Source organism: Flavobacterium sp. 38, assembly GCF_057799715.1.
In genome coordinates, this window is the sequence record NZ_JBYNWZ010000014.1 from 13,728 (window position 1) to 34,120 (window position 20,393).

22 protein-coding genes and 1 tRNA gene are annotated in these 20,393 nt (G+C 33.1%); 15 read left to right on the forward strand and 8 right to left on the reverse strand.

From position 1 onward, the window contains the following. Positions 1-286 precede the first annotated feature (286 nt). The 4 genes from AC3E9W_RS21425 (at position 287) to AC3E9W_RS21440 (ending at position 2,810) form a co-directional block, all read left to right on the forward strand. Positions 287-1,384 carry a Ppx/GppA phosphatase family protein gene (locus AC3E9W_RS21425; protein ID WP_488769960.1) on the forward strand — a complete coding sequence of 366 codons (1,098 nt, stop codon included), beginning with the start codon at positions 287-289 and terminating at the stop codon, positions 1,382-1,384. Between the two features lie 135 nt (positions 1,385-1,519). Continuing rightward, on the forward strand, positions 1,520-1,846 hold the full coding sequence (locus AC3E9W_RS21430) for an ArsR/SmtB family transcription factor (RefSeq protein WP_488769961.1): 327 nt from the start codon (positions 1,520-1,522) through the stop codon (positions 1,844-1,846). A gap of 59 nt (positions 1,847-1,905) precedes the next feature. Further along, positions 1,906-2,379: a DUF6428 family protein gene (locus AC3E9W_RS21435; protein WP_488769962.1), complete on the forward strand. Its 474-nt coding sequence runs from the start codon at positions 1,906-1,908 to the stop codon at positions 2,377-2,379. Between the two features lie 2 nt (positions 2,380-2,381). Beyond that, positions 2,382-2,810: an arsenate reductase ArsC gene (locus AC3E9W_RS21440; protein WP_488769963.1), complete on the forward strand. Its 429-nt coding sequence runs from the start codon at positions 2,382-2,384 to the stop codon at positions 2,808-2,810. Here the strand turns inward: AC3E9W_RS21440 and AC3E9W_RS21445 are convergent. Continuing rightward, positions 2,807-3,052: a hypothetical protein gene (locus AC3E9W_RS21445; RefSeq protein ID WP_306158444.1), complete on the reverse strand. Its 246-nt coding sequence runs from the start codon at positions 3,050-3,052 to the stop codon at positions 2,807-2,809. The genes AC3E9W_RS21440 and AC3E9W_RS21445 overlap by 4 nt on opposite strands. 293 nt (positions 3,053-3,345) lie before the next feature. Between AC3E9W_RS21445 and AC3E9W_RS21450 the strand changes: the two genes are divergently transcribed. Continuing rightward, the gene (locus AC3E9W_RS21450; protein ID WP_488769964.1) at positions 3,346-4,602 is read left to right on the forward strand and encodes a putative DNA modification/repair radical SAM protein; all 1,257 of its coding nucleotides are present in this window, start codon (positions 3,346-3,348) and stop codon (positions 4,600-4,602) included. 5 nt (positions 4,603-4,607) lie between these two features. Next, entirely contained in the window at positions 4,608-5,381 is a 774-nt protein-coding gene (locus AC3E9W_RS21455) for a TIGR03915 family putative DNA repair protein (RefSeq protein ID WP_488769965.1), read from the forward strand. Between the two features lie 168 nt (positions 5,382-5,549). Here the strand turns inward: AC3E9W_RS21455 and AC3E9W_RS21460 are convergent, their stop codons facing one another. Then, on the reverse strand, positions 5,550-7,016 hold the full coding sequence (locus tag AC3E9W_RS21460) for a glycoside hydrolase family 130 protein (RefSeq protein WP_456893941.1): 1,467 nt from the start codon (positions 7,014-7,016) through the stop codon (positions 5,550-5,552). A 190-nt stretch (positions 7,017-7,206) separates the two neighbouring features. Between AC3E9W_RS21460 and AC3E9W_RS21465 the strand changes: the two genes are divergently transcribed. Both AC3E9W_RS21465 and AC3E9W_RS21470 read left to right on the forward strand, forming a co-directional pair. After that, on the forward strand, positions 7,207-7,746 hold the full coding sequence (locus tag AC3E9W_RS21465) for a helix-turn-helix domain-containing protein (RefSeq protein ID WP_488769966.1): 540 nt from the start codon (positions 7,207-7,209) through the stop codon (positions 7,744-7,746). 87 nt (positions 7,747-7,833) lie between these two features. Beyond that, a complete protein-coding gene (locus tag AC3E9W_RS21470; RefSeq protein ID WP_488769967.1) occupies positions 7,834-8,772 on the forward strand; it encodes a hypothetical protein in 939 nt (312 codons plus the stop codon). Between the two features lie 28 nt (positions 8,773-8,800). Here the strand turns inward: AC3E9W_RS21470 and AC3E9W_RS21475 are convergent, their stop codons facing one another. Beyond that, complete coding sequence (locus AC3E9W_RS21475) at positions 8,801-9,043, reverse strand: hypothetical protein (protein WP_488769968.1); 243 nt, start codon at positions 9,041-9,043, stop codon at positions 8,801-8,803. A gap of 374 nt (positions 9,044-9,417) precedes the next feature. Here AC3E9W_RS21475 and AC3E9W_RS21480 point away from each other — a divergent pair, with 374 nt between their 5' ends. From AC3E9W_RS21480 to AC3E9W_RS21495, 4 genes are all read left to right on the forward strand, one after another. Next, the gene (locus tag AC3E9W_RS21480; protein ID WP_306158432.1) at positions 9,418-9,966 is read left to right on the forward strand and encodes a DUF4494 domain-containing protein; all 549 of its coding nucleotides are present in this window, start codon (positions 9,418-9,420) and stop codon (positions 9,964-9,966) included. A 144-nt stretch (positions 9,967-10,110) separates the two neighbouring features. Then, positions 10,111-11,643 carry a glycosyltransferase family 39 protein gene (locus AC3E9W_RS21485; RefSeq protein WP_488769969.1) on the forward strand — a complete coding sequence of 511 codons (1,533 nt, stop codon included), beginning with the start codon at positions 10,111-10,113 and terminating at the stop codon, positions 11,641-11,643. After that, positions 11,636-12,160 carry a DUF4269 domain-containing protein gene (locus AC3E9W_RS21490; RefSeq protein WP_488769970.1) on the forward strand — a complete coding sequence of 175 codons (525 nt, stop codon included), beginning with the start codon at positions 11,636-11,638 and terminating at the stop codon, positions 12,158-12,160. Before AC3E9W_RS21485 ends, AC3E9W_RS21490 begins: the two co-directional genes overlap by 8 nt. 91 nt (positions 12,161-12,251) lie before the next feature. Then, a tRNA-Met gene (locus AC3E9W_RS21495) sits at positions 12,252-12,324 on the forward strand. Here AC3E9W_RS21495 and AC3E9W_RS21500 read toward each other — a convergent pair. From AC3E9W_RS21500 to AC3E9W_RS21520, 5 genes are all read right to left on the reverse strand, one after another. Next, positions 12,284-13,840: a recombinase family protein gene (locus AC3E9W_RS21500; RefSeq protein WP_488770006.1), complete on the reverse strand. Its 1,557-nt coding sequence runs from the start codon at positions 13,838-13,840 to the stop codon at positions 12,284-12,286. The two genes, AC3E9W_RS21495 and AC3E9W_RS21500, sit on opposite strands and share 41 nt — an antisense overlap. Next, the gene (locus AC3E9W_RS21505; RefSeq protein WP_488769971.1) at positions 13,797-14,006 is read right to left on the reverse strand and encodes a hypothetical protein; all 210 of its coding nucleotides are present in this window, start codon (positions 14,004-14,006) and stop codon (positions 13,797-13,799) included. The genes AC3E9W_RS21500 and AC3E9W_RS21505 overlap by 44 nt, the downstream gene beginning before the upstream one ends. A gap of 264 nt (positions 14,007-14,270) precedes the next feature. Beyond that, complete coding sequence (locus AC3E9W_RS21510) at positions 14,271-14,618, reverse strand: hypothetical protein (RefSeq protein WP_488769972.1); 348 nt, start codon at positions 14,616-14,618, stop codon at positions 14,271-14,273. Then, positions 14,605-15,441, reverse strand: a complete 837-nt coding sequence (locus tag AC3E9W_RS21515; RefSeq protein WP_488769973.1) for a hypothetical protein — start codon at positions 15,439-15,441, stop codon at positions 14,605-14,607. Before AC3E9W_RS21515 ends, AC3E9W_RS21510 begins: the two co-directional genes overlap by 14 nt. 14 nt (positions 15,442-15,455) lie before the next feature. Beyond that, positions 15,456-16,304: a hypothetical protein gene (locus tag AC3E9W_RS21520; protein ID WP_488769974.1), complete on the reverse strand. Its 849-nt coding sequence runs from the start codon at positions 16,302-16,304 to the stop codon at positions 15,456-15,458. A gap of 173 nt (positions 16,305-16,477) precedes the next feature. Here AC3E9W_RS21520 and AC3E9W_RS21525 point away from each other — a divergent pair, with 173 nt between their 5' ends. The 3 genes from AC3E9W_RS21525 to AC3E9W_RS21535 all read left to right on the forward strand — a co-directional run bounded on the left by AC3E9W_RS21525 (position 16,478) and on the right by AC3E9W_RS21535 (position 20,387). Continuing rightward, a complete protein-coding gene (locus tag AC3E9W_RS21525; RefSeq protein WP_488769975.1) occupies positions 16,478-16,888 on the forward strand; it encodes a helix-turn-helix domain-containing protein in 411 nt (136 codons plus the stop codon). 107 nt (positions 16,889-16,995) lie between these two features. Next, on the forward strand, positions 16,996-19,869 hold the full coding sequence (locus AC3E9W_RS21530; RefSeq protein WP_488769976.1) for an NACHT domain-containing protein: 2,874 nt from the start codon (positions 16,996-16,998) through the stop codon (positions 19,867-19,869). Positions 19,870-20,150: 281 nt separating this feature from the next. Then, positions 20,151-20,387, forward strand: a complete 237-nt coding sequence (locus tag AC3E9W_RS21535) for a hypothetical protein (RefSeq protein WP_488769977.1) — start codon at positions 20,151-20,153, stop codon at positions 20,385-20,387. Positions 20,388-20,393: the final 6 nt, after the last annotated feature.

The following is a 20,393-nucleotide window of genomic DNA, read 5'->3' on the forward strand; positions in this document are numbered from 1 at the left end:
TTTTTCACACTTCAAAAAAACCAGCAACAACAATTCTCCACACAAATTATTCTATTTCCGACAATAATTTTCAATATTTTGCATATTAGCACCTCTTTTCCTTGATTAAAATAATATTTTCTTAATCAGGAGCTTTCTATTTAGCAGATGTTTTTCATAAATTTGCAGCTTTAAAATTTAGTGGTTTTATTTACGTTATATCAATGGCAACAAACGTATTTTCATTTAAAATCAACTAAGAACTATTTTAAAATTTCAATTTATATTATAACCGCAAATCAATACAATGCAAAACAAACACAACCCCCAAATTTTACTTCTTACACTTTTAACTTTATTTTTTTCCGTTACTTTATTCTCTCAAAAAAGTGTTTACGCCGGAATCGAAATCGGACGTAGAGCTATAAAAGTTTCTGTTATTGACGTAAGCAACATCAGAAAAGCCGATTATAAAATCCTTTCTTTCTGGACAGAGAGAATTCCGTTTGCTGACCATATTACTGCTAATGGCGAACTTACTCAGGAAGATATCACTAAAACTACTGTTACGGTTACCAACCAATTGCAGAAAATTAAAGCTGAAAACAAAATTCTTGAAGAAAACATTTTTGTTGTAGCGGCTCCTGTTTTTGCTTCTGCGCGTAACGTAGATGTTTTAAAGAAAAAAATTGCCCTTTTAACTGGAAAACAATTAGAAATATTAGATGTAAACGAAGAAGCAAAAACGCTTGTTAAAGGTGCTATTCCGCCGGTTGATTTTGCCAATGCTTTCCTTCTTGATATTGGTGCGCAAACAACAAAAGGAGGTTATATCGACGAACTAAAAGACGGAAAACTAGAGTTTATTCCTTTAGAGCTTAGTTTCGGAACAATGACGCTTACTGATGCTGTAGAAAAAACAGTGGTAAATAAAAGCCAAGTAAACGACATGTCAACTTATCAGGAAAAATCTTTTGACTATAATGTAATTCTGCGTAAAAAGACCAAAGAATTATTTGATGCCAATCCACCTCTAGCAAAAAAAGATAAATTATATTTATCTGGCGGTGCTGTTTGGGCGTTTTCTACTCTTTTCTTTGACGAAGAGGTTAACAAAGATCACTATGTTGCTTTAACTCTTCAGGATGTAATTGATTACGATGCTATTCTTAAAAATAACTTCAGTAAGTTTACTAACCTTGCCAAAACAAACAAAGAAGCGGCTAGAGTTTTAAGCACTTACGACCAAAAATACCTGATTTCTGCAAACAACATTCTTGTAACTTGTCTAGAAAGTATTCCAGATTTAGCAACAAAGAAAGTTTACTTTGTAAAAGAAGGACAGGTTATTTGGTTAATCTCTTTTATTGCCGATCGTTCAAAAAAGATCAATACTAATTTCTAAGTATTTTCTTTTCTAAAAATATAATAAAGCTTCAGAGAAATCTGGAGCTTTTGTTTTTTAAATCAAATTAATCTGTTAAAAAATTTTCTCCTTCAAAACAATATCGTAATATTGCAATATTGTAAAACAAAAAAAATGGGAGTAACTAAGACAGAACATTTTACAGACGCACAAAATCAGATCGCTATTATCGCTAAAGCTTTAGGGCATCCTGCAAGAATTGCTATTATCGAATATTTATTAAAAGTAAACGAATGCATTTGCGGTGATATTGTGAATGAACTGCCTCTTGCCCAGCCTACCATCTCTCAACATTTAAAAGAGTTAAAAAATGCTGGCATTATTAAAGGAAGTATTTCAGGAAATACTATTTGTTATTGCATTGATGAAAAAACAATTGATATTTTAAACTCCTATTTCTTAAAAATCACACAAACTATATCAAAATCAAAATGTTGCTAAAACATTTTTTTTGACAAAGTCTATCGTAATATTGCATTTAACCAATAAATAAAAACAAGATGAAATTATCAGAAATAAAACAGATTTTACCAACATTGGACAATGTTGAGTTTCAATTAGAAAATGGAACTTTTGTACCCGAACATTTTCATGTTACAGAAGTTGGAATTGTTACAAAGCATTTTATTGATTGTGGAGGCGTTATTAGAACTGAAAAAGTTGTAAACTTTCAGCTTTGGAACGCCAATGATTTTGAACATCGATTAAAGCCTTCCAAATTATTACACATTATTAAACTCTCAGAAGACAAGTTAAATATAGAAGATTTTGAAATTGAAGTTGAATATCAAAATGATACAATTGGAAAATATGATTTAGGTTTTAACGGAAAATCGTTTCTCTTAAAAAACAAAACAACGGCTTGCTTAGCACAAGATTCATGCGACATTCCAGCAGAAAAGCAAAAGCTTAATTTTATTGAATTGAATAATGAAAGCGCTTCTTGCTGTACTCCAAATTCAGGATGCTGTTAAAAATGAAAAAGAAAATACTAATACTTTGTACTGGAAATAGCTGCAGAAGTCAGATTGCAGAAGGCTATATGAGATTTTTTGCCCAAAATAAAGCTGACGTATATAGCGCGGGAATCGAAACTCATGGAGTAAACCCAAAAGCTATTTCGATAATGAAAGAAGATGGAATAGACATTTCAAATCATACTTCTAATAATATTGATGAATACGCCAATATTGATTTCGATTTTGTAATTACGGTTTGCGATAATGCTAAAGAGCGCTGTCCATTTTTTCCAACAAAAGCAGTTAAATTTCATTACAACTTTCCTGATCCTGCCAAAGCAACAGGAACAGATGCTGAAATTACAGAACAATTTAGATCCGTTAGAGAATTGATAAGAGAGTATTGTAAAAACTTTTCTACAGAGAATTTAGCTGCCTATAATTAAGCCGCTTTCTTTACTGAACGCTTTTTCTTTTCCAATAATTTAAGATGATTTTCGGCACAAAGAATTTTCTCGGTCGTGCCGTTTTTTTGTATTTCAATGAGATAATGAAAATCTCTTTCTTTTGAAGTCGATTTTATTATAAACCCCTTTTTAAAATCCATTTTTCTTTCGATAATGGTACCCTTATAAGATCTCCCACTCAATGCTGTGTAGGAAACATCTTGTCCTTTTACAAATTTCATTGTTTTAGCCGTTTGTTCTTAATTTCTGCTAATACTCCTAAATCTGAAAAACTAATGTTAAGGGGGGAAATCAGTTTTTCGATTGGGGCGAATGTAAATAGTTTTGACAATTTACGACCCCGTATTTATACCTGTTTTTCAGGGTTTTAAATTTAATTAAAATTTTAATACGAAAATGACTTCTTAAAAAAATTGATACAATTTAGAACAGCCTCTTCCTCTTCTTTTTTAGCATGAATTCCTAGCTTTGAAAGATTGAATTTTCATTTCCAAAACAACTAAAAAAGAGCAAAATGGTACAGGACAGAGTAATGGAAAAATTGGCGATTTTAGCAGATGCAGCCAAATATGATGTTTCTTGTTCATCGGGACAGAGCACGCGCAAGAACAAAAACAAAGGGTTAGGCGACACTGGAGGTGGCATTTGTCATGCCTTTACCGAAGACGGACGCTGCGTTTCTTTGTTGAAAATTCTGCTTACCAATCATTGCATTTTTGACTGCGCTTATTGTGTGAGCCGAAAAAGTAACGACATCAAACGTGCCGCTTTTACTGTACAGGAAGTTGTAGATTTAACGATTGGTTTTTACAGAAGAAATTACATTGAAGGCTTATTTCTGAGTTCTGGAATTTTTGATAATCCCGATTATACGATGGAGCGTTTGGTGAGAATTGTAAAAAAACTTAGATTAGAAGAAAATTTTAATGGCTATATTCATTTAAAAGCAATTCCAGGAGCCAGCGAAGAATTGTTGAAAGAAGCCGGATTATATGCCGATCGCTTAAGCGTAAATGTCGAAATGCCGACAGAACAAAGCCTTAAACTCTTGGCTCCAGATAAAAATCATGCCGACGTTATTAAGCCAATGGAATATCTTAAAAATGAAATCGTTGGTTATCAAGAAGAGAAAAAAGCCAATTATAAAACACCCCTTTTTGCTCCCGCAGGGCAAAGCACACAAATGGTAATTGGAGCTACAAAAGAAAACGACATGGAAATTCTCGGAATGGCCAATTATTTTTACGAACAAATGAAAATGCGTCGCGTGTATTATTCTGGTTATGTGCCCATAAGCCATGACAACAGACTTCCCGCGATTGGAACTCCTGTTCCGATGATTCGAGAAAACCGTCTGTATCAGGCCGATTGGCTCATTCGTTATTACGGATTTAACGTAAACGAAATTGTCGGTTTTGATCAGCCGAATCTCGATCTGGATATTGATCCTAAATTAGGGTGGGCTTTGCGAAATCTAGATCAATTTCCGGTTGATATTAATACGGCTGATTTAGAATTGATTCAGCGTATTCCTGGAATTGGTTTTCTGAGCGCTAAAAAAATTGTTGCTGCCAGAAACTTCAAGAGATTACAGCCCGAAGATTTAAAGAAATTAGGAATTGCCTATAACCGTTCCAAATACTTTTTAGCTTTTTCGTCGCCTTTTTATATGCAGAAAGATTTGACTTCAATCCAGATAAAAAGTCAGATTTTGAATTTGCAGAACAGCAAATACAAGAATGATTTTTCGAACCAGCTTCCTTTATTTTAATTCAAATGACACAGATAATTTACGACGGAAGTTTCGAAGGCTGGCTTACCGCCGTTTTTGAAATCTACGAATACAAACTAAAAGATGTTGTTTTTGCAAAGGAAGAAAGCTCCAATTCGTTACTTTTTTCAAACATTCATTTTGTAACAAATGACAGCACTAAAGCAAATCGGGTGTTGAATGGTCTCGAGCAGCGTCTTTCTACAAACGGTTTTAAGAATATTTATTTTGCCTTTTTATCTGAATTGGATAAGATTGAAGAAATCTTATTTCGTTTTGTACAATATGCTTTTTCAAGTCCCATCAATATCGAAGGAGATTTAAGCCGAAGCGAAGTATTAAATGTAAAAAAAGCTGCTCATTTAACAGGTAAAGAAAGCCATAGAATGAAAGCTTTTGTTCGTTTTAAACTAACAAAAGACGATTTGTATTATGCCATCGTAGAACCAGATTGCGATGTTTTACCACTTATTGAACAGCATTTTAAAAACCGTTACGCCGATCAGCGCTGGCTCATTTATGACTCCAAACGTCGATACGGAATTTATTATGATCTTGAAAATGTCTCAACAGTCGAAATGCAGTTTGAATCTAATTCTTCTAGTTTTTTAGCTGAAATAAATGATGAAAACGAGGAGTTTTTCCAGAATTTATGGCGCAACTATTTCAGCAGTGTCAATATCGAATCGAGAAAAAACACCAAACTTCATATCAAACACATGCCAAAACGATATTGGAAAAATCTAATTGAAAAAATTCCAAACCTCAACAAAAGGTAATAATACATTTAGACACATAGAAACATAGACTTTAGCTCGAAAAAGGAGGCAAAAGAAACAAATTTCCACACATGGATAAGCTATGTGAATTTAAATTAGTGAAACGCCTTTTTAATCCCGTCCTTTCGCGAATGGACTATGTTTCTATGTGTTTAAATCAAAGACGGTTTACTTACTTTTCTTAAGTGCATCGAGCAATTCTACCAAATCAACTACTGCATAAGTTGAGGAATAATCTGATACGGCATAAGGTAGAATTAAGCTGCTGTTATGAATTATTGCCCCGCAAGAATATACCACATTTGGCACATAGCCTTCACGCTCATCCTCTAAAGGTGAAAGCAAAGGTTCTGAAAGTCTTCCTATTTCTTTTGAAGGATCGTCGAGATCAAACAGCGATGCACCAATACAATAACGTCTCATCGTTCCTACTCCATGCGTAATCACGAGCCAGCCTTCTTCTGTCCAAAGAGGCGATCCGCAATTTCCTATTTGTGTGAGTTCCCAAGTAAACTTAGGTTTTTGGAGTAAAACAGGCGTATTCCATTGCGTTACCCTATCAGAGTACATAATGTAATTATTTACACCGTCAATTCTCGCCAGCATAGCATATTTGCCTTTTATTTTTCTAGGAAATAAAGCCAGATTTTTATTCTGTGCTCCTTCTCCATGAAGTGGCATTACTCTAAAACTATAAAAATCTTCGGTAGAAATTAACTTCGGTAGAATTGTATGTCCGTTATACGCCGTGTAAGTTGCCATAACTCGAACAGAATCATTATCATCAACAAAACGCACAAAACGAGCATCTTCTATTCCGCGACTTTCGGAGTCTGAAATCGGAAATATAACACGTTCTGTAATATCCGAATCGTGTTTGAACTGCAAATCATAAAAAGAGTTCGCCAGCCACAATATTTCTTGTAGCGCCACTTTTCTTTCTTCACGTATCAAAGGATCTTTTAAAGCCTCAATCAGTGTGTTTTTAAGTACTGCAAATTCAAATTCTTCGGGAAGATCCTGCATAATCTGAGCAATATATTTGTCCGTTGTATGCATTTCATACAATTTGGTTAAAAATCGCTCTTTATTAAATAAGGTTTTATGTTCAATCTCTGCCTGATCAATATGACTTCCGATTTTCATAATGTGCAGATCATTATTGCGATCCAAAATTCCTCTTCTAAAAACAATCGACGAAATATGGCCTTCACCAGTTGCGCGAAAAGAAATAATTACTCGTTTTTCTCCTGCTTCCAATCCAGTCTGATCAAAATCTTCTACAATAGAAGGATTAAAAATCGCAGCAGATTCTATCGCATATTCCATTGTGCAATAAGAACCAATCAGCATTTTTCGGTCTAAAGACAATCCATCATAATCAATCTGCATTCCTTCTATTATAGGCCTAATTCGCTCACAGTGTCTAAAAAATACCGCTGAAATATTTCGATGTCTTCTCGCAAATTCGCGAAGTGTCTGTTCCAAAGTCTGCAAGACTTGTTTTTCGTCCAGCATCATAATCCGAACCACCATTTGCTGGGTTCTTTCTTGCCCATTCATAAAATATCGGGCAACAACTCTTCTGGAATCTGGGGCAAATTTTATATTTTTTCGAACAACGGATACTCGCATAATTGGAAAATTTTATGACAATAACATTAAAGGAATAATTTATTTCACAACAAGTTAGTAATTTTTGTTAAAGAAAAAAACTTAATTTTTTATTAAAACTTCGAATTTGCCTGTAATTGCAAGGTTTTATTATGTTGTTTTCATCAAAAGTTTTTTTCATAATTTAGCTTCGATACCACAATTCAGAACAATGAAGAATAACGTTAAATTTTTGAGAGAAGAAAAAAACATGACTCAAAATGAACTTGCCGAAAAATCGGGTCTTTCATTGCGAACTATTCAGAGAATTGAGGCTGGAAACAGTCTAAAAGGTTTTACCCTAAAAACCATCGCCGAAGCCCTAGAAACCAATCCTGAAAATCTCATTTTCAAAAAAGAAAATACTCCAATCGAAAGAGCTAAAATCATTAATCTTTCAGTTTTGCCAGGACTTATTATTCCGTTCGGGAGTATTATTTTCCCTTTAATCTTAACATATAAAACCACAGATGCTGCAAATAAAGAAATCGGAAAACAAATTGTAAGCGTTCAAATTGTTTTAAGCCTGATCCTTTCTCTTTTACTGATTATAAGTCCGTTTCTTCAAAGTGCATTTTCGCTAAAATTTCCATTATTTTTAGTTCCTCTGCTTACTATTCTTTGTTTAAAATTAGTAATTGTAATTGTAAACGGAATCAGTTTAAACCAAAAACAGCAATTAGCTATCAAACTGAAAAACAATTTCTTATAAACAAAGTCATAAAAATGGCGTAAAACTGTCGTATTGTTTTTGCACGAAAAACGGAAAGGAAACCCGAATCTTGCAGAAAAATTAGACATGAAATTAGTTAAGAAAATCACAGCCGCATTTTTAATTATTATCGTTTTCCTTTTTTTGGGAGGATATCTTTATTTTCAAAAGAAATTCACACCGCCAGAGAATTATTTGAAAGTTAATGGAATTGCCGAAAAAATTCCGATGAAATGGATTTCTAGCAATGAAAACTCACATTCCGCACTTCTTTTGCCAATAAAAATTAACGGAATCGATCAAACTTTTTACATGCAATTTGACTCGGGTTCGGCAACTACAGTTTTCTACAAAAAGTCATTAGAATCGATTGCTGAAAAATTTCCCAATCAGATTAAAATGAATTCAGAAGAAAATGAGATTTCAGCAGCTTTCAAAATTCAAAATATGAATATTGTTTCTGAGACTTTTGAAATTCTGAATTATGGCAAAAAAGTCAATTTTGAGTATTCAAAAGCCGAAAATATAATCGGCACAATCGGAACCGACTTATTAGAAAAACGAATTACAGTTTTAGATTTTAAAAACAATCAATGTTCTTTTGTAAAAAAAATCAAAAAAGAAAATTTTACTGATTTTGAGTTCAAAAAACGTAAAATTTTAATTCCTTCAATTATCGAAAATGAAAATCTAAAATTATTATACGATACTGGAACAAGCGGTTATGAACTGATCACGACAAAAGAAATCTGGCAGAAATACCGCAATAAAAACAGCGTTATTAAAACCGAAAAAGGAAATTCGTGGGGAAATACCTTGAGTGTTTATTCCGCTTCCGCGAAAAAGAAAATACAATTCGAAAAAGCAATCTTAGACCTTTCTGAAGTTACTTACATAGAAGGAACTTCAGAACTGCAAAAATTCTTAATGAAGCGTTCTGGAATGCAAGGAATGATAGGCAACAAGATTTTCCTCAATCACAAATTAATTCTGGACTGTAAAAACGAAAAATTCAAGTTGGAATAAAAGTAAAATTTTACAATAAAAAACTATTTTAAGAATTGATTTTAATAATGTTTTTGACGTTTTCAATAAAACTTTCAGTGTCTTTGATTTCTTGTTTTATCAATTGATGATGATCTGACAAACTATGCTGTTCTAGCATATCTTTTTTCAAATATTTAATCATCGATTCCAAGCTTCGCGTATCATTTTGATTTTGTCTTTTTAATTCGCGCTGTTTTGTTTCCAGATACTTTAAAGTCTCTTGCAACTTTTGAACGTTTAATTTTCCCAACCTTTTATTTTTAATATTTATATAAAAAAATAGCTGGAAATGCAGTAAGATTCAATATGCTCCAAAAACCAATACCATTTGAATTTACCTCATTTCCCAGCCATTGTTAAGGACACTTACGAACAAATTGATTTTTTGGATTTAAAAAATTATCTTTTTTTCGAACAATTGTTTTGCAATAATTTGAAATCTAAAATAAGAGCCAGAATATTTTTATTTTTTGGTAATGAAAATAAATCATTTAACAAAATCACAACTTTCAGAACATCAAAACGTTATCAAAAATCTGCCAAAATTGTGAATATCTATTTGAAGATTTAACGGTTTATTTTGCTGTAAAATTTATCTTTGGCATCCTTAAAAATTTTAAAGAGATGAGCGCAACTTGGTACGAATGCAAAGTAAAATATAGAAAAACAGATGAAACTGGTGGGCAAAAAGTTTTAACCGAGCCTTATTTGGTTGACGCTTTGTCGTATACAGAAGCTGAAAAAAGAATGACCGAAGAGATGGCCGCTTATACTAGTGAAGAATTTAAAATCACGGCTATTAAAGTGGCAAATTATGCTGAAATTCACCCTTTTGAAAATGCAGACAGATGGTTTAAATCTAAAATCACTTTGATTGCTTATGATGAAGAAAGCGGAAAAGAGAGAAAAACAAGCATGTATATGCTAGTTCAGGCAAATGACGTGCGCGAAGCTTTTGACAATACACTTCATATAATGAAAAATACAATGGGCGAATATTCTATTCCGGCTATTACAGAAACGGCCATTATGGATGTTTTTCCTTATTTCAGCGGTGAAGAAGGCGAAACTGAAATGCTAGAAAGATTTAATGCTTTAAAAGCTTCTAAACCAGAAAAACCAGAGGCAGAAATTGTCGATCACATGGAATTTGAAACTGCTGTAGAGGAATAATTTTCTAAAAAGCATAAAAAAACAAAAGCTTCAGAACATTCTGAAGCTTTTGTTATTTCCCTACAATTCATCTGTTTACCTTTAATTCAAAATAAATAATATATTAGCTGTATATTATCAATCTCAATCAAAAAACAGAACCAAATGACCAAAAAGAACCTAATTCTATTCGGATTTATACTTTTAAAATTCATTTTGCAATATGTATTAATTAGTCCCGAATACGATTTGCAGCGCGATGAATATCTACATCTCGATCAAGCGCATCATTTGGCTTGGGGATATTTATCTGTTCCGCCCGTTACTTCTTGGTTTTCGTATCTTATTCTGAAGCTTGGAAATTCGGTTTTCTGGATCAAGTTCTTCCCTGCCCTATTTGGCGCACTCACACTTTTAATTGTCTGGAAAACTATAGAACTTTTAAAAGGTAATCTATACGCTTTAATTCTTGGAGGAATATGTGTTTTGCTTTCGTGTCTTTTGCGTTTAAACATGCTTTATCAGCCCAACTCTTTTGACGTTTTATGCTGGACGGCACTTTATTATGTTTTGATTCAATATCTGACTTCCGAAAAAACGAAATGGCTTTATTTTGGAGGAGTAATTTTCGCCTTCGGTTTCCTGAACAAATATAATATCATGTTTTCGCTACTCGGATTAATTCCCGCAATTTTACTTTCCAAGCAACGAAAAATACTCGCAAAAAAAGAGTTTTATTTTGCCTTGATTTTAGGATTGATTCTCATTCTACCCAATCTTTATTGGCAGTACAGCAATCATTTTCCGATTGTGCATCACATGAAAGAATTAGCCGAAACACAATTAGTAAATGTTGATTTAGGTGATTTTCTAAAAGAACAGCTTCTATTCTTTATCGGTGGATTACCCGTTATTTTGTTCGGACTTTACGCGGTTTTATTTTATAAACCGTTCAAAAAATACCAGCTCTTTTTTGCTGCATTTGTTTTCACACTTTTAATTTTCATTTATTTCAAAGCAAAAGCATATTACGCCATCGGACTTTATCCTATTTACATTGCTTTTGGAGCAGTTTATATTGCTGAAATTCTAGATAAGGGATGGAAGCGTTTTCTAAAACCTGTTTTTATTCTCATTCCATTGTTGCTTTTTATACCTCTTTACCATGTTGCTTTTCCTAATAAAAGTCCAGAATACATGGTTGCGCATTCAGAGCCTTACAAAAAACTGGGATTGCTTCGCTGGGAAGACGGAAAGGACCATCATTTACCTCAGGATTTTGCCGATATGCTGGGTTGGAAAGAATTGGCTAGAAAAACAGATTCGCTTTATGCTTTACTGCCAAATCAAAAAGAAACTATAGTGCTTTGCGATAACTACGGGCAAGCCGGAGCGATTAATTATTACACTAAAAAAGGAATCAAAGCAGTCTCTTTCAACGCCGATTATCTGAATTGGTTTGACCTCAGCATTCCGTACAAAAACCTTATACGCGTTAAGGATTTTGAAGAAAACGACAAAGAAATGAAAGAAACAAGTCCGTATTTTGAAACGGCTGTTATTGGCGGTCAAGTCACCAATCAATACGCTAGAGGACACCTCGCTACAATTTTTGTTTTCACGAATGCCAAAATCGATATCAATAAAAGATTGGAACAAGAAATAAACGAAGAAAAAAACAGCATTAGAAATGATTAATTTCAAAGATTTATCATATTTACAAACTGGAACACCAAAACAGCAAGCGGCATTTGATGTTTTAACCCATTATAAAGTTCTAGAAAATCTTGCTGAGTTTGATCCAATTCTTGTTGGTACCATTCCGATCAATATTGATATTGAAAACAGCGATTTGGATATTGTCTGCTATTGGAAAAATAAATCTGATTTTATAGAAAAAATAAATCAATTCTTCGGAAATGAAAATCTTTTTTCGATTCGCGAAGATTTGATCAATAACCAAGAATCTGTTATTGCAAACTTCTTCATCGACGCTTTTGAAATTGAAATCTTCGGACAAAATATTCCGACAGAACTTCAAAATGGCTACAGACATATGGTGATTGAACACCAAATTTTAAGCTCAAGAGACGAAAACTTCCGATTACAGATTATTAATCTAAAAGAAAATGGTCTAAAAACCGAACCTGCTTTTGGCTTGCTATTAGGCTTAAAAGGAAATGTTTACGAAGAATTATTGGATTATAAAATATAAGAAAAAACATCTTATTTTAAAATTTAAAAAAATAAAATCCTAAAATAACTTGCAAAACCGTATTTAGTGTGTATCTTTGCACCCGAAACATCGCGGGATAGAGCAGTAGGCAGCTCGTCGGGCTCATAACCCGAAGGTCACAGGTTCGAGTCCTGTTCCCGCTACTAATTGGGACAAAGAAGAAAATTTCTTCTTTGTCCCTTTTTTATTTAGCCCTATCAGCCTGTTAATACTGTAGATGAGATGCACCACTTCGTTTACTCTTGCGGTTCGAAAACCGTTTTCTGAGATCGTGAAATTCTCAGGAAAAATCGAACCTAACAAATCTCTCGATTCAATCCAGTTGCCATTTTCATAATATTCATTAAGCTTCATCAGGTTCTCCACTCCCGCTTTTAAAAGCTCTTCTATATCTTTATTCTCATCATCAATGCCAGATAATTTAAGTTCAAGCCTTCTTAGCATCTCTCCGTAATCTGATTTCATATCTCGGTAGTCAGAAGCTTCAATCTGTTTTGTTGCAAGAAGATCTCTCGCATTTGAGATTCTGGTTTCATAATCTTTGATCTGGCTTATGATTTTATTTTTTTCTTCCAAGACATCTTTGATCTGTTCCTTATAACAGTCGCCTATAACATTGGCGTAAATATTTTTGATTTCGGGAATCGGCACATACTTTTTTAAGTTCTGTATAAATATCTCATTGGCTGTTTCCGAATTTATCCTGTATCTGCATCCTGAACTGCAGTGGTAATAAGGATAATATTTATGACGTCCTTTTGATATGCTACCTGTCAGTATTTTTCCGCAGTCGGGACATATAAAAAATCCCCTCAGCGGAAAAGGTTTGGCAGAAAGAGCCTTTGGAAGATATTTACGGGATCTTCCGTCAAGCACGTCCTGAACTTTATAGAAAAGCATTTCAGATATTAAAGCTTCATGCTGTCCTCTCACTAAAGTTCGTTCCTCATCCTTATATTTAGGAACTTCGATCTTACCGCAGTAAAGCGGATTGCGGATCGCCCTCCAGAAATGGTTTTTGCCTGCTTTAAGCCCCTTTTCTTTTGCCATGTGGAGCACCTGTTCCGTATTGAATATCCCTTTGGAAAGTTCTTCAAAAGCCCATTTTAAAATAGAAGCTTCTGGCTGGTCGAATGCAATATATTTTGTTCCGTCTTCTTTTACTCGGTTAATATAACCAATGGGTGCAATTCCCATATACCTCCCCTCTTTTCTCGCCCTTCTCATGCCGTGAAAAGTATTCAGGGCTCTTCTGTCATTTTCCACCTCAGGTGCAGCCAGATAAAAAGCCAGCATCATTTTATTCTCGGGTATAGAAAGATCTAAAGGCTGTTCTATTGCCTGAGGCTCAACTCCCAATTTTCTAAGCATACTTATCATCTGGTATGCATCTCCAGCATTCCTGCTGAACCTATCCCATTTGGTAAACAGCAGAAGATCTGTCTTGTTCTTATGTTTCTTCAGATCCGAAAGCAGTCTCTTCCACTGCGGACGGTTGAATGTCTTTGCCGAATGGTCTTCATAAATTACATGCCTAACTTCAACTGCATTTATATCGCAGTACTTGCGAAGCATTTCTTCCTGATTTCTTTGTGAGTAGCCCCTGTCTGCCTGCTCATCGGTACTCACTCTCACGTATAGGTCTGCTATTTTTCTCATCTTTTTTCTTTAAATAATTTGAAACTGCCATGTTTGCCAGTTTTCTTAAAAATTCTAAAATCATTCTCGCCTGTTCCAGCGTTACTTCCACTCCTTCATCTTTCAGCATTTTCTTTGTTTTTTCTGCCGTCATTTTCCCTCTTTCTTCTCTTCCATCCTTCTCCATTTGAAATTCCTCTTCATTAAAAAAAGACCGAGTCTCGGTCTTTTTTGTTCCACAATCACTGTCCGCTCTAAAGTTAAAAAACTTTTTTCATTCTATCCTGATCAAAATATGGTGGGGATAAACACAAATATAAGACCTAACTAATTGACTTACATAAGTAAAATTTACTTATCATCACTCAATTAATTTACAAATCATACAAAGATAATAGGCTCATCAGTCAATGTCATGGACATAATATGTACATGAAAACTGTTTATAATTTTAAGATTCTGGTTTGATTTCATCATTTTGATTATTATATAAATCACTTATTTCATTTATAAGTTCAAACTCGTCTGTTGGGAATAGCTGAAGTGCAATCCCAAGTATCAGCCCAACATCAATATGTTTATTTGCAATCGTAGGAGGAACTTCTACGCTGTCATAATGCACTGCCGTAATACATAATTTCATCAGGTTTTTTATAATAGAAGCCAGTTCATAATAATCATATACCCTGATCTCTGCAATATACATCCCTCTTTTATCCTCGGCGGGTTTTAGAGTGTTAAGCAGTCTTTCGCTTAACATTCCAATTTTTTTCAGTTTTACGATTTCATCTGTTTCCATGATTATTGAATATTTCTTTAGCTTTTTCTATCTTCTCCAGAAAAACTGTTTCAATTTCCTTTTTCATCCATTGCAGTTTCTCATTTACATAATCCGCACTCTCAATATCAAAAGCCTCAGCATGTTCTCCCCACTGCACAGCTTTACGGGCAGAGTCCATCTTCTCTAAGGCATCCTTTTCTTTTTCAATATTTACATCAAATACATTTCCGAATGAGCTTTTAAATGCACCGACATGTTCCTGCTGGTCAGCTATGCTTTCATGAGGAATCCATTCCCCTGTCAAAAGCCATGAAACATTTATGAACATATACCTGAACTGCTGATGAAGAACATAAAATGCCATTAAGAGATTATCATTATTATGATGATACTTGAAATCTCTGCCGATTGTAACTGCTTCCGATCTCCACATTCGGTATCTCTTCTTTGTCTGCTTTATAATACGCTTTAGTTTTATGTTTTTTATATCCATAACGGGCTTCTGCCCGTCATTTATATATATAAGATCAGTTTCTCCGCAGTTTAGAATAAAAAAGAGGTTTCCTCTTTTCAATTCATCTTTTATGCAGTCCCTGTTAAAAAAACAGAATACAAACTCAGTATGATTCTGGATTACTTTCCATAAATGGTCATTGACATCGTCATAATAATGTTCACTTTCTCTGCTTATCACTAAAGACATAATCCCGATTTTTGATTCTAAATCTGATTCAGAAAAATAAATGCAGTCAGCTTCGACAAATTCCAAAAGAAGTTTTGCCATTTTCTTTACAGCCCTATATCTGGGATGTTCTTTATGGGTTAGAATATTACAGTACATAACTTCTGCTTTTACTATTCAACAGCACACAGGCTTTCTTGTCGCAGTAATTCCGCCTCTGCAATCTCAGTAGCTTTTGCATAAAAAACATCACATCTTTTCTCTAGAAGTTCTATATCCACTAAAGAGGATTTTTTCACACTGCTCCAGCGTAGCGAAGCGGGATTTGTTTTTAACAGGTCAAACATCGCTTTATCCTCGCTAGTAGTTCGTGGGAAGATATCAGAAGTTAAAGGAGTAAATATTTCGCATATTTCAAATAAATACGGCAGTGAAAAATGATCGGGATAATATCCTAAAAACACACTGATAAGTCCCAAGCATATTTGCTCTACAGCAATATGATACATAGATTCCTGAACAAATCCAGTACTGGTGTAATCAAGCTGGCTTACGCCTGCCAAATAGCTCTCAGCGATTATATTTCTATTTTTCCAGTATGACTTTATTCTTTTGATTTTAAAATCAGGAGCCTCCTCAAAGGAAATATTTAAAGGCGAATTTTCACGTTCATACGCCTTATAGCCTCTTGTCACAACCTGATGATAAAAATACAATTGGTTGTGTGTGAGAGAATGATTGAATTTTGTTTTATAAAATAATAGTGTTGCCGTGTAACGGCCTTCAGTTTTGTGCTTTATTATATCGCTGATATCTGCAACGGCATTTATAATATATTCATCCGTTAAAACCAGCAGATAATAATGAGTATGCGCTTTTTCTCCAGAAACAGATTCCTGAAAAGGGTTTTCAACTGCGTCAAAGTGTTTTTTTTCTCCAAAGCAGTATATACTGCCTGTACTTATGCAGTCAGTAATAATACCGCTCACTGTCTGCAATCCTAAGTTGTCAATTGTTTTCATAATTTTACTTATTTTAGTTAATACTTGTGTGAAAAATTGTATTTTTGTTTAACACACAGGCAAGTAAGCAATTACTGGTACCGTACCGTATCAAATTTTACCGTACCGTACATGGGATTTTTTGTATCATACATGAATCGCGCATTTTTATTCTTAATTATTATCTTTGAGCTATGAGCACATTAACAAAACAAAGCCACATGGGGCGTAAAATCAGCCGTATCCGTGAACTGAAAGACATGAAGCAGGAAGCATTGGCGCAGGCTATGGGAACAAACCAGCAGACTGTTTCGATATTAGAAAATAGTGAAGAAATAGATGATGAAAAATTAAAAGAAGTGGCAAAAGCTTTGGGAGTAAGCGTGGAAGCAATTAAGAATTTCTCAGAAGAAGCCGTTTTAAATATTATTGGTAATACCTACAATGATAGTAATGTTGTTAATGGAAATGCATACAGTTGTACTTTCAATCCTCTTGACAAACTAGTTGAAGTTTATGAAGAAAATAAAAAGCTTTACGAAAGGTTACTAAAATCTGAACAAGACAAAATTGAGTATTTGGAAAAATTACTAAATAGTAAATAATATGTTATTTAGATATATATTATAATAAAAAGGATTGCCTATAGTGGCAATCCTTTTTATTTAATGATAAAAGACAATGTTTAAAATTTTAATGAGCAAATTACCAGATGACAATAAACCAAAAAATTGAAAAAATTGAATCTCTAAATATAGAGTCTCTACAAATTTTAGTGGAGAAATTGCTGGATAGAATGTCGTACATAGAAATTTCTACCAAATCTTCTTTTACAACAGGTAGTTTGAAAGGACCAATGAAAAATGATTTGCATGGTTTTATTTACTTGTCAGAACAGTTATCTGGAAATATTGATTTGATTTCAATAATAGACAAAATTACTAACATTACGGACAAGTATAAATTTAACACTGTCTTCATAATATCACCTTTCCATATTTCAAAAGGATTCGAAAATTCATTAATTGCAAGTGAAGCAACTACAAATTTTTCATTTTTAGGAAGAGATCAGCTAATTGAATACGTAGACAAATTTTTTCCAGATTTTTGGAAGCATGATGACGTCAATTTATTAGATTATGAGAGAGACTACTGTACCTCTTTACTCCATGATTCCGAACTTAAAACGCTTAAGGTATTTAGTGATAAATATCAAAAATTATTAGACATTTTTATAGAACCTAAAATCCATCAGTTCTATGAAGAGAAGGAAACGAAAAATCCACTTCGCAAATCCGTAAATATTGAAACAATTATTAAAGAAAAAAAACCATTCCTTTTAAGTGGCGAAGCTGGAGCTGGCAAATCAACCTTACTAAAAAGAATTGGAGAAACAATTATAAAGAAAAATCAAGATAACATTAGAAAATGTTTACCAATATTTATTTCAGCCACTGATATTTACGAGTCGAATTTTGATTTAAAAGATCTTTTGAATCAAAAAATTACCAAATATTTCAAATCCGATCTGGAATCAGTACTGAATGATTATGATATTGTAATTCTAACTGATAGCATTGATGAGTTTGAAAGCAGTAATCAGAAATTGATTATTAAACAATTAGACGATTTATTTAATCAAAACAATATAAAGTTTGTTCTTGCCACAAGAAGTACAGATAAATCTGTGTCATTTGACCAGCTCAGTAAATACAATACATTTACTATTGCTAGATTCAACAATCAACAAATAGAGCAATTTGTTAAAAAGTTTTTCTTAGATGAAAATTCAAGAGCCGAAAAATTATTAGAGGCACTCAAAGAAAATCGAATAATTGAAAAATTACCTATTACCCCTCTATCTTTATCATTAATATCTATTTTATATGAAGAAAATGATCTAGAAATACCTGCAACAATAACTGATATTTATGACAACTTCAATTCTTTACTATTGGGTAAAGCTGTAGTATCTACCAGAATCGAGTTTATAGATATCTCATTTAAAGAAAGAATTCTGTCATTATATGCGTTAGAAATATTAAAAAGAAAAGAACATAAACCAATGACAATGAATGAGTTCATTGAATATTTTTCTGAATATTATAAGTCCAAAACAATACCTTTAAAAAAAGGCTCTCTTATTGATGTGCTAACTTATTTAGTTGAAAATACTGGTGTACTGTATTTGAAAAATAATACCTATGTCGCATTTAATCACAATTCTTTCATGGAATATTATGCTGCTTTAGAAATTTTTAAGCATCAGAGAACAGAGGAAAATTCATATATAGAAAATTTCTTTGACTTAAATTGGCAAAACTCTGCAGTTTTTTATGCTGGAAATTCAAAGGATATGCTAGCATTTTTAACAGAGATAAATAAGAAACTTCTATCATCCAAAAATATAAACGATTATTTTTCTGGCATTAGTGGTGCTGGTTATTTGTTACAAGCACTGTATCAAACTGACAATAACTTAAGAAAAAAGACAATAGAAATTGCGCTTGAATTAAACATCAGAGCACTTGAAACCTTCTTGAAATTGTCGTCAGATGATGCTGTATTATTTAAATCTTTCAAATTACCAATTATATGGATGATGAATTTAGTCTTCTTTTATGAAAATTTCAATTCGGGTACTTTAAGAGAGCCACTTAAACTGTCCTTTAAACAAATATTAGATAATTACTGCAGTAATCCAACAGAAACAAGCGAAGGATATAAGGCACTAGCGATTGCCTTAACCCTTAATTCAAACAGAATAAATGAAGCAAATGAAATTGAAAGCCTTATTTTTAAATCCCCCCTTTTAGAAGATAACATTTTAACTATAATTTCAGAGATATCAATTAATTTAATGCACAAAGGGAGTCTTCAAGAAGTTAAAAAAGAAGTTAAAAGAGAGTACAAAAAAATGGCACCCCAGACCAAATATTTGCTCGATACCCCAGCAAGTAAATTAAGATTTTCTCCCTATGATAAAATTTCAGCTTCAAAAAAAATAAAAATAGTAACGGAAGGTATTACTGATGCTGAAATTATAGAACATGCATTTATAACTTTAACAAATGGTGACCAGCCATACTGGAGTGTTAGACCATCTGGAAATACCAGCGGTGGCGCGAGGGAAGTAAATAAAACATTGATGTCATCTTATAGCGTTATAAGAGATGATGAAACAATAATTGGAATCTTCGACCATGATGAGGAAGGATTGAAAGAATTTAATATGTTGGCAAAAGACACTTTTAAAGACTATAAGAGCGGAACTGTCAAAAAACATATTAATGCAAACATATATGCTATACTACTGCCAATAACGGAAAGTAAAATACTTTTTCTACAAAAAGACCAGAAATTTAATTTCTTTGAAATTGAACACTATTTACCATATGAGCTACTAGCTGAACTTAATGCAATTAAGTACACTCCTATTGACGGGCTTTATACTATTATTGACGGCAAAAAAAATACTATATCGAAAGAAATAAGAAAACTGACAGATGCTAATATTTTTAAAGATTTTATTATACTTTTTGAATTAATTGACGAAATCACTGAAGCTAAAATTGATTATATTTAATTGAAAAGCAAAAAAGGAACGCAAGAAAATTGGACACAGCCAGGGAAGTGCGCATAACATTTTTCTTCGTTCCTCAAAAAATGCCCTTCGGGACTTATAGCACTTCAACTGTCTGACTGTCCAATTGAAGACTGCTTTCTTTTTTCCCTTTTTCTTTTAAAAAAATTTTCAATCGAGACACACCTAATTCTAAACACATGTATTACAGTAAATTAAAAATTTTACTATATATTTATCACTAATAAAAACAAACGATTTCTAATTCAATAATTCATTTACTTATGAATCGTCCCAAAATTCTTTTTGTAATTCTTTTAAGCCTTTTATTCTTCACACTTATATCTTTTTTATATCGCTATGAAAAAAACAAGATTTTGGAAAAGGAGCTTTCCCGCATTGATGAAGAAATTTATTTAAAAGAGGTCTACTACAAAAAGAAAGTGAAAGAGTTTGAAGAGCTGGAAAAGAAACATAAAAAGCAGACTGACCAACTAAAAGCAGAGCTCTCAATTAAATGATATTTT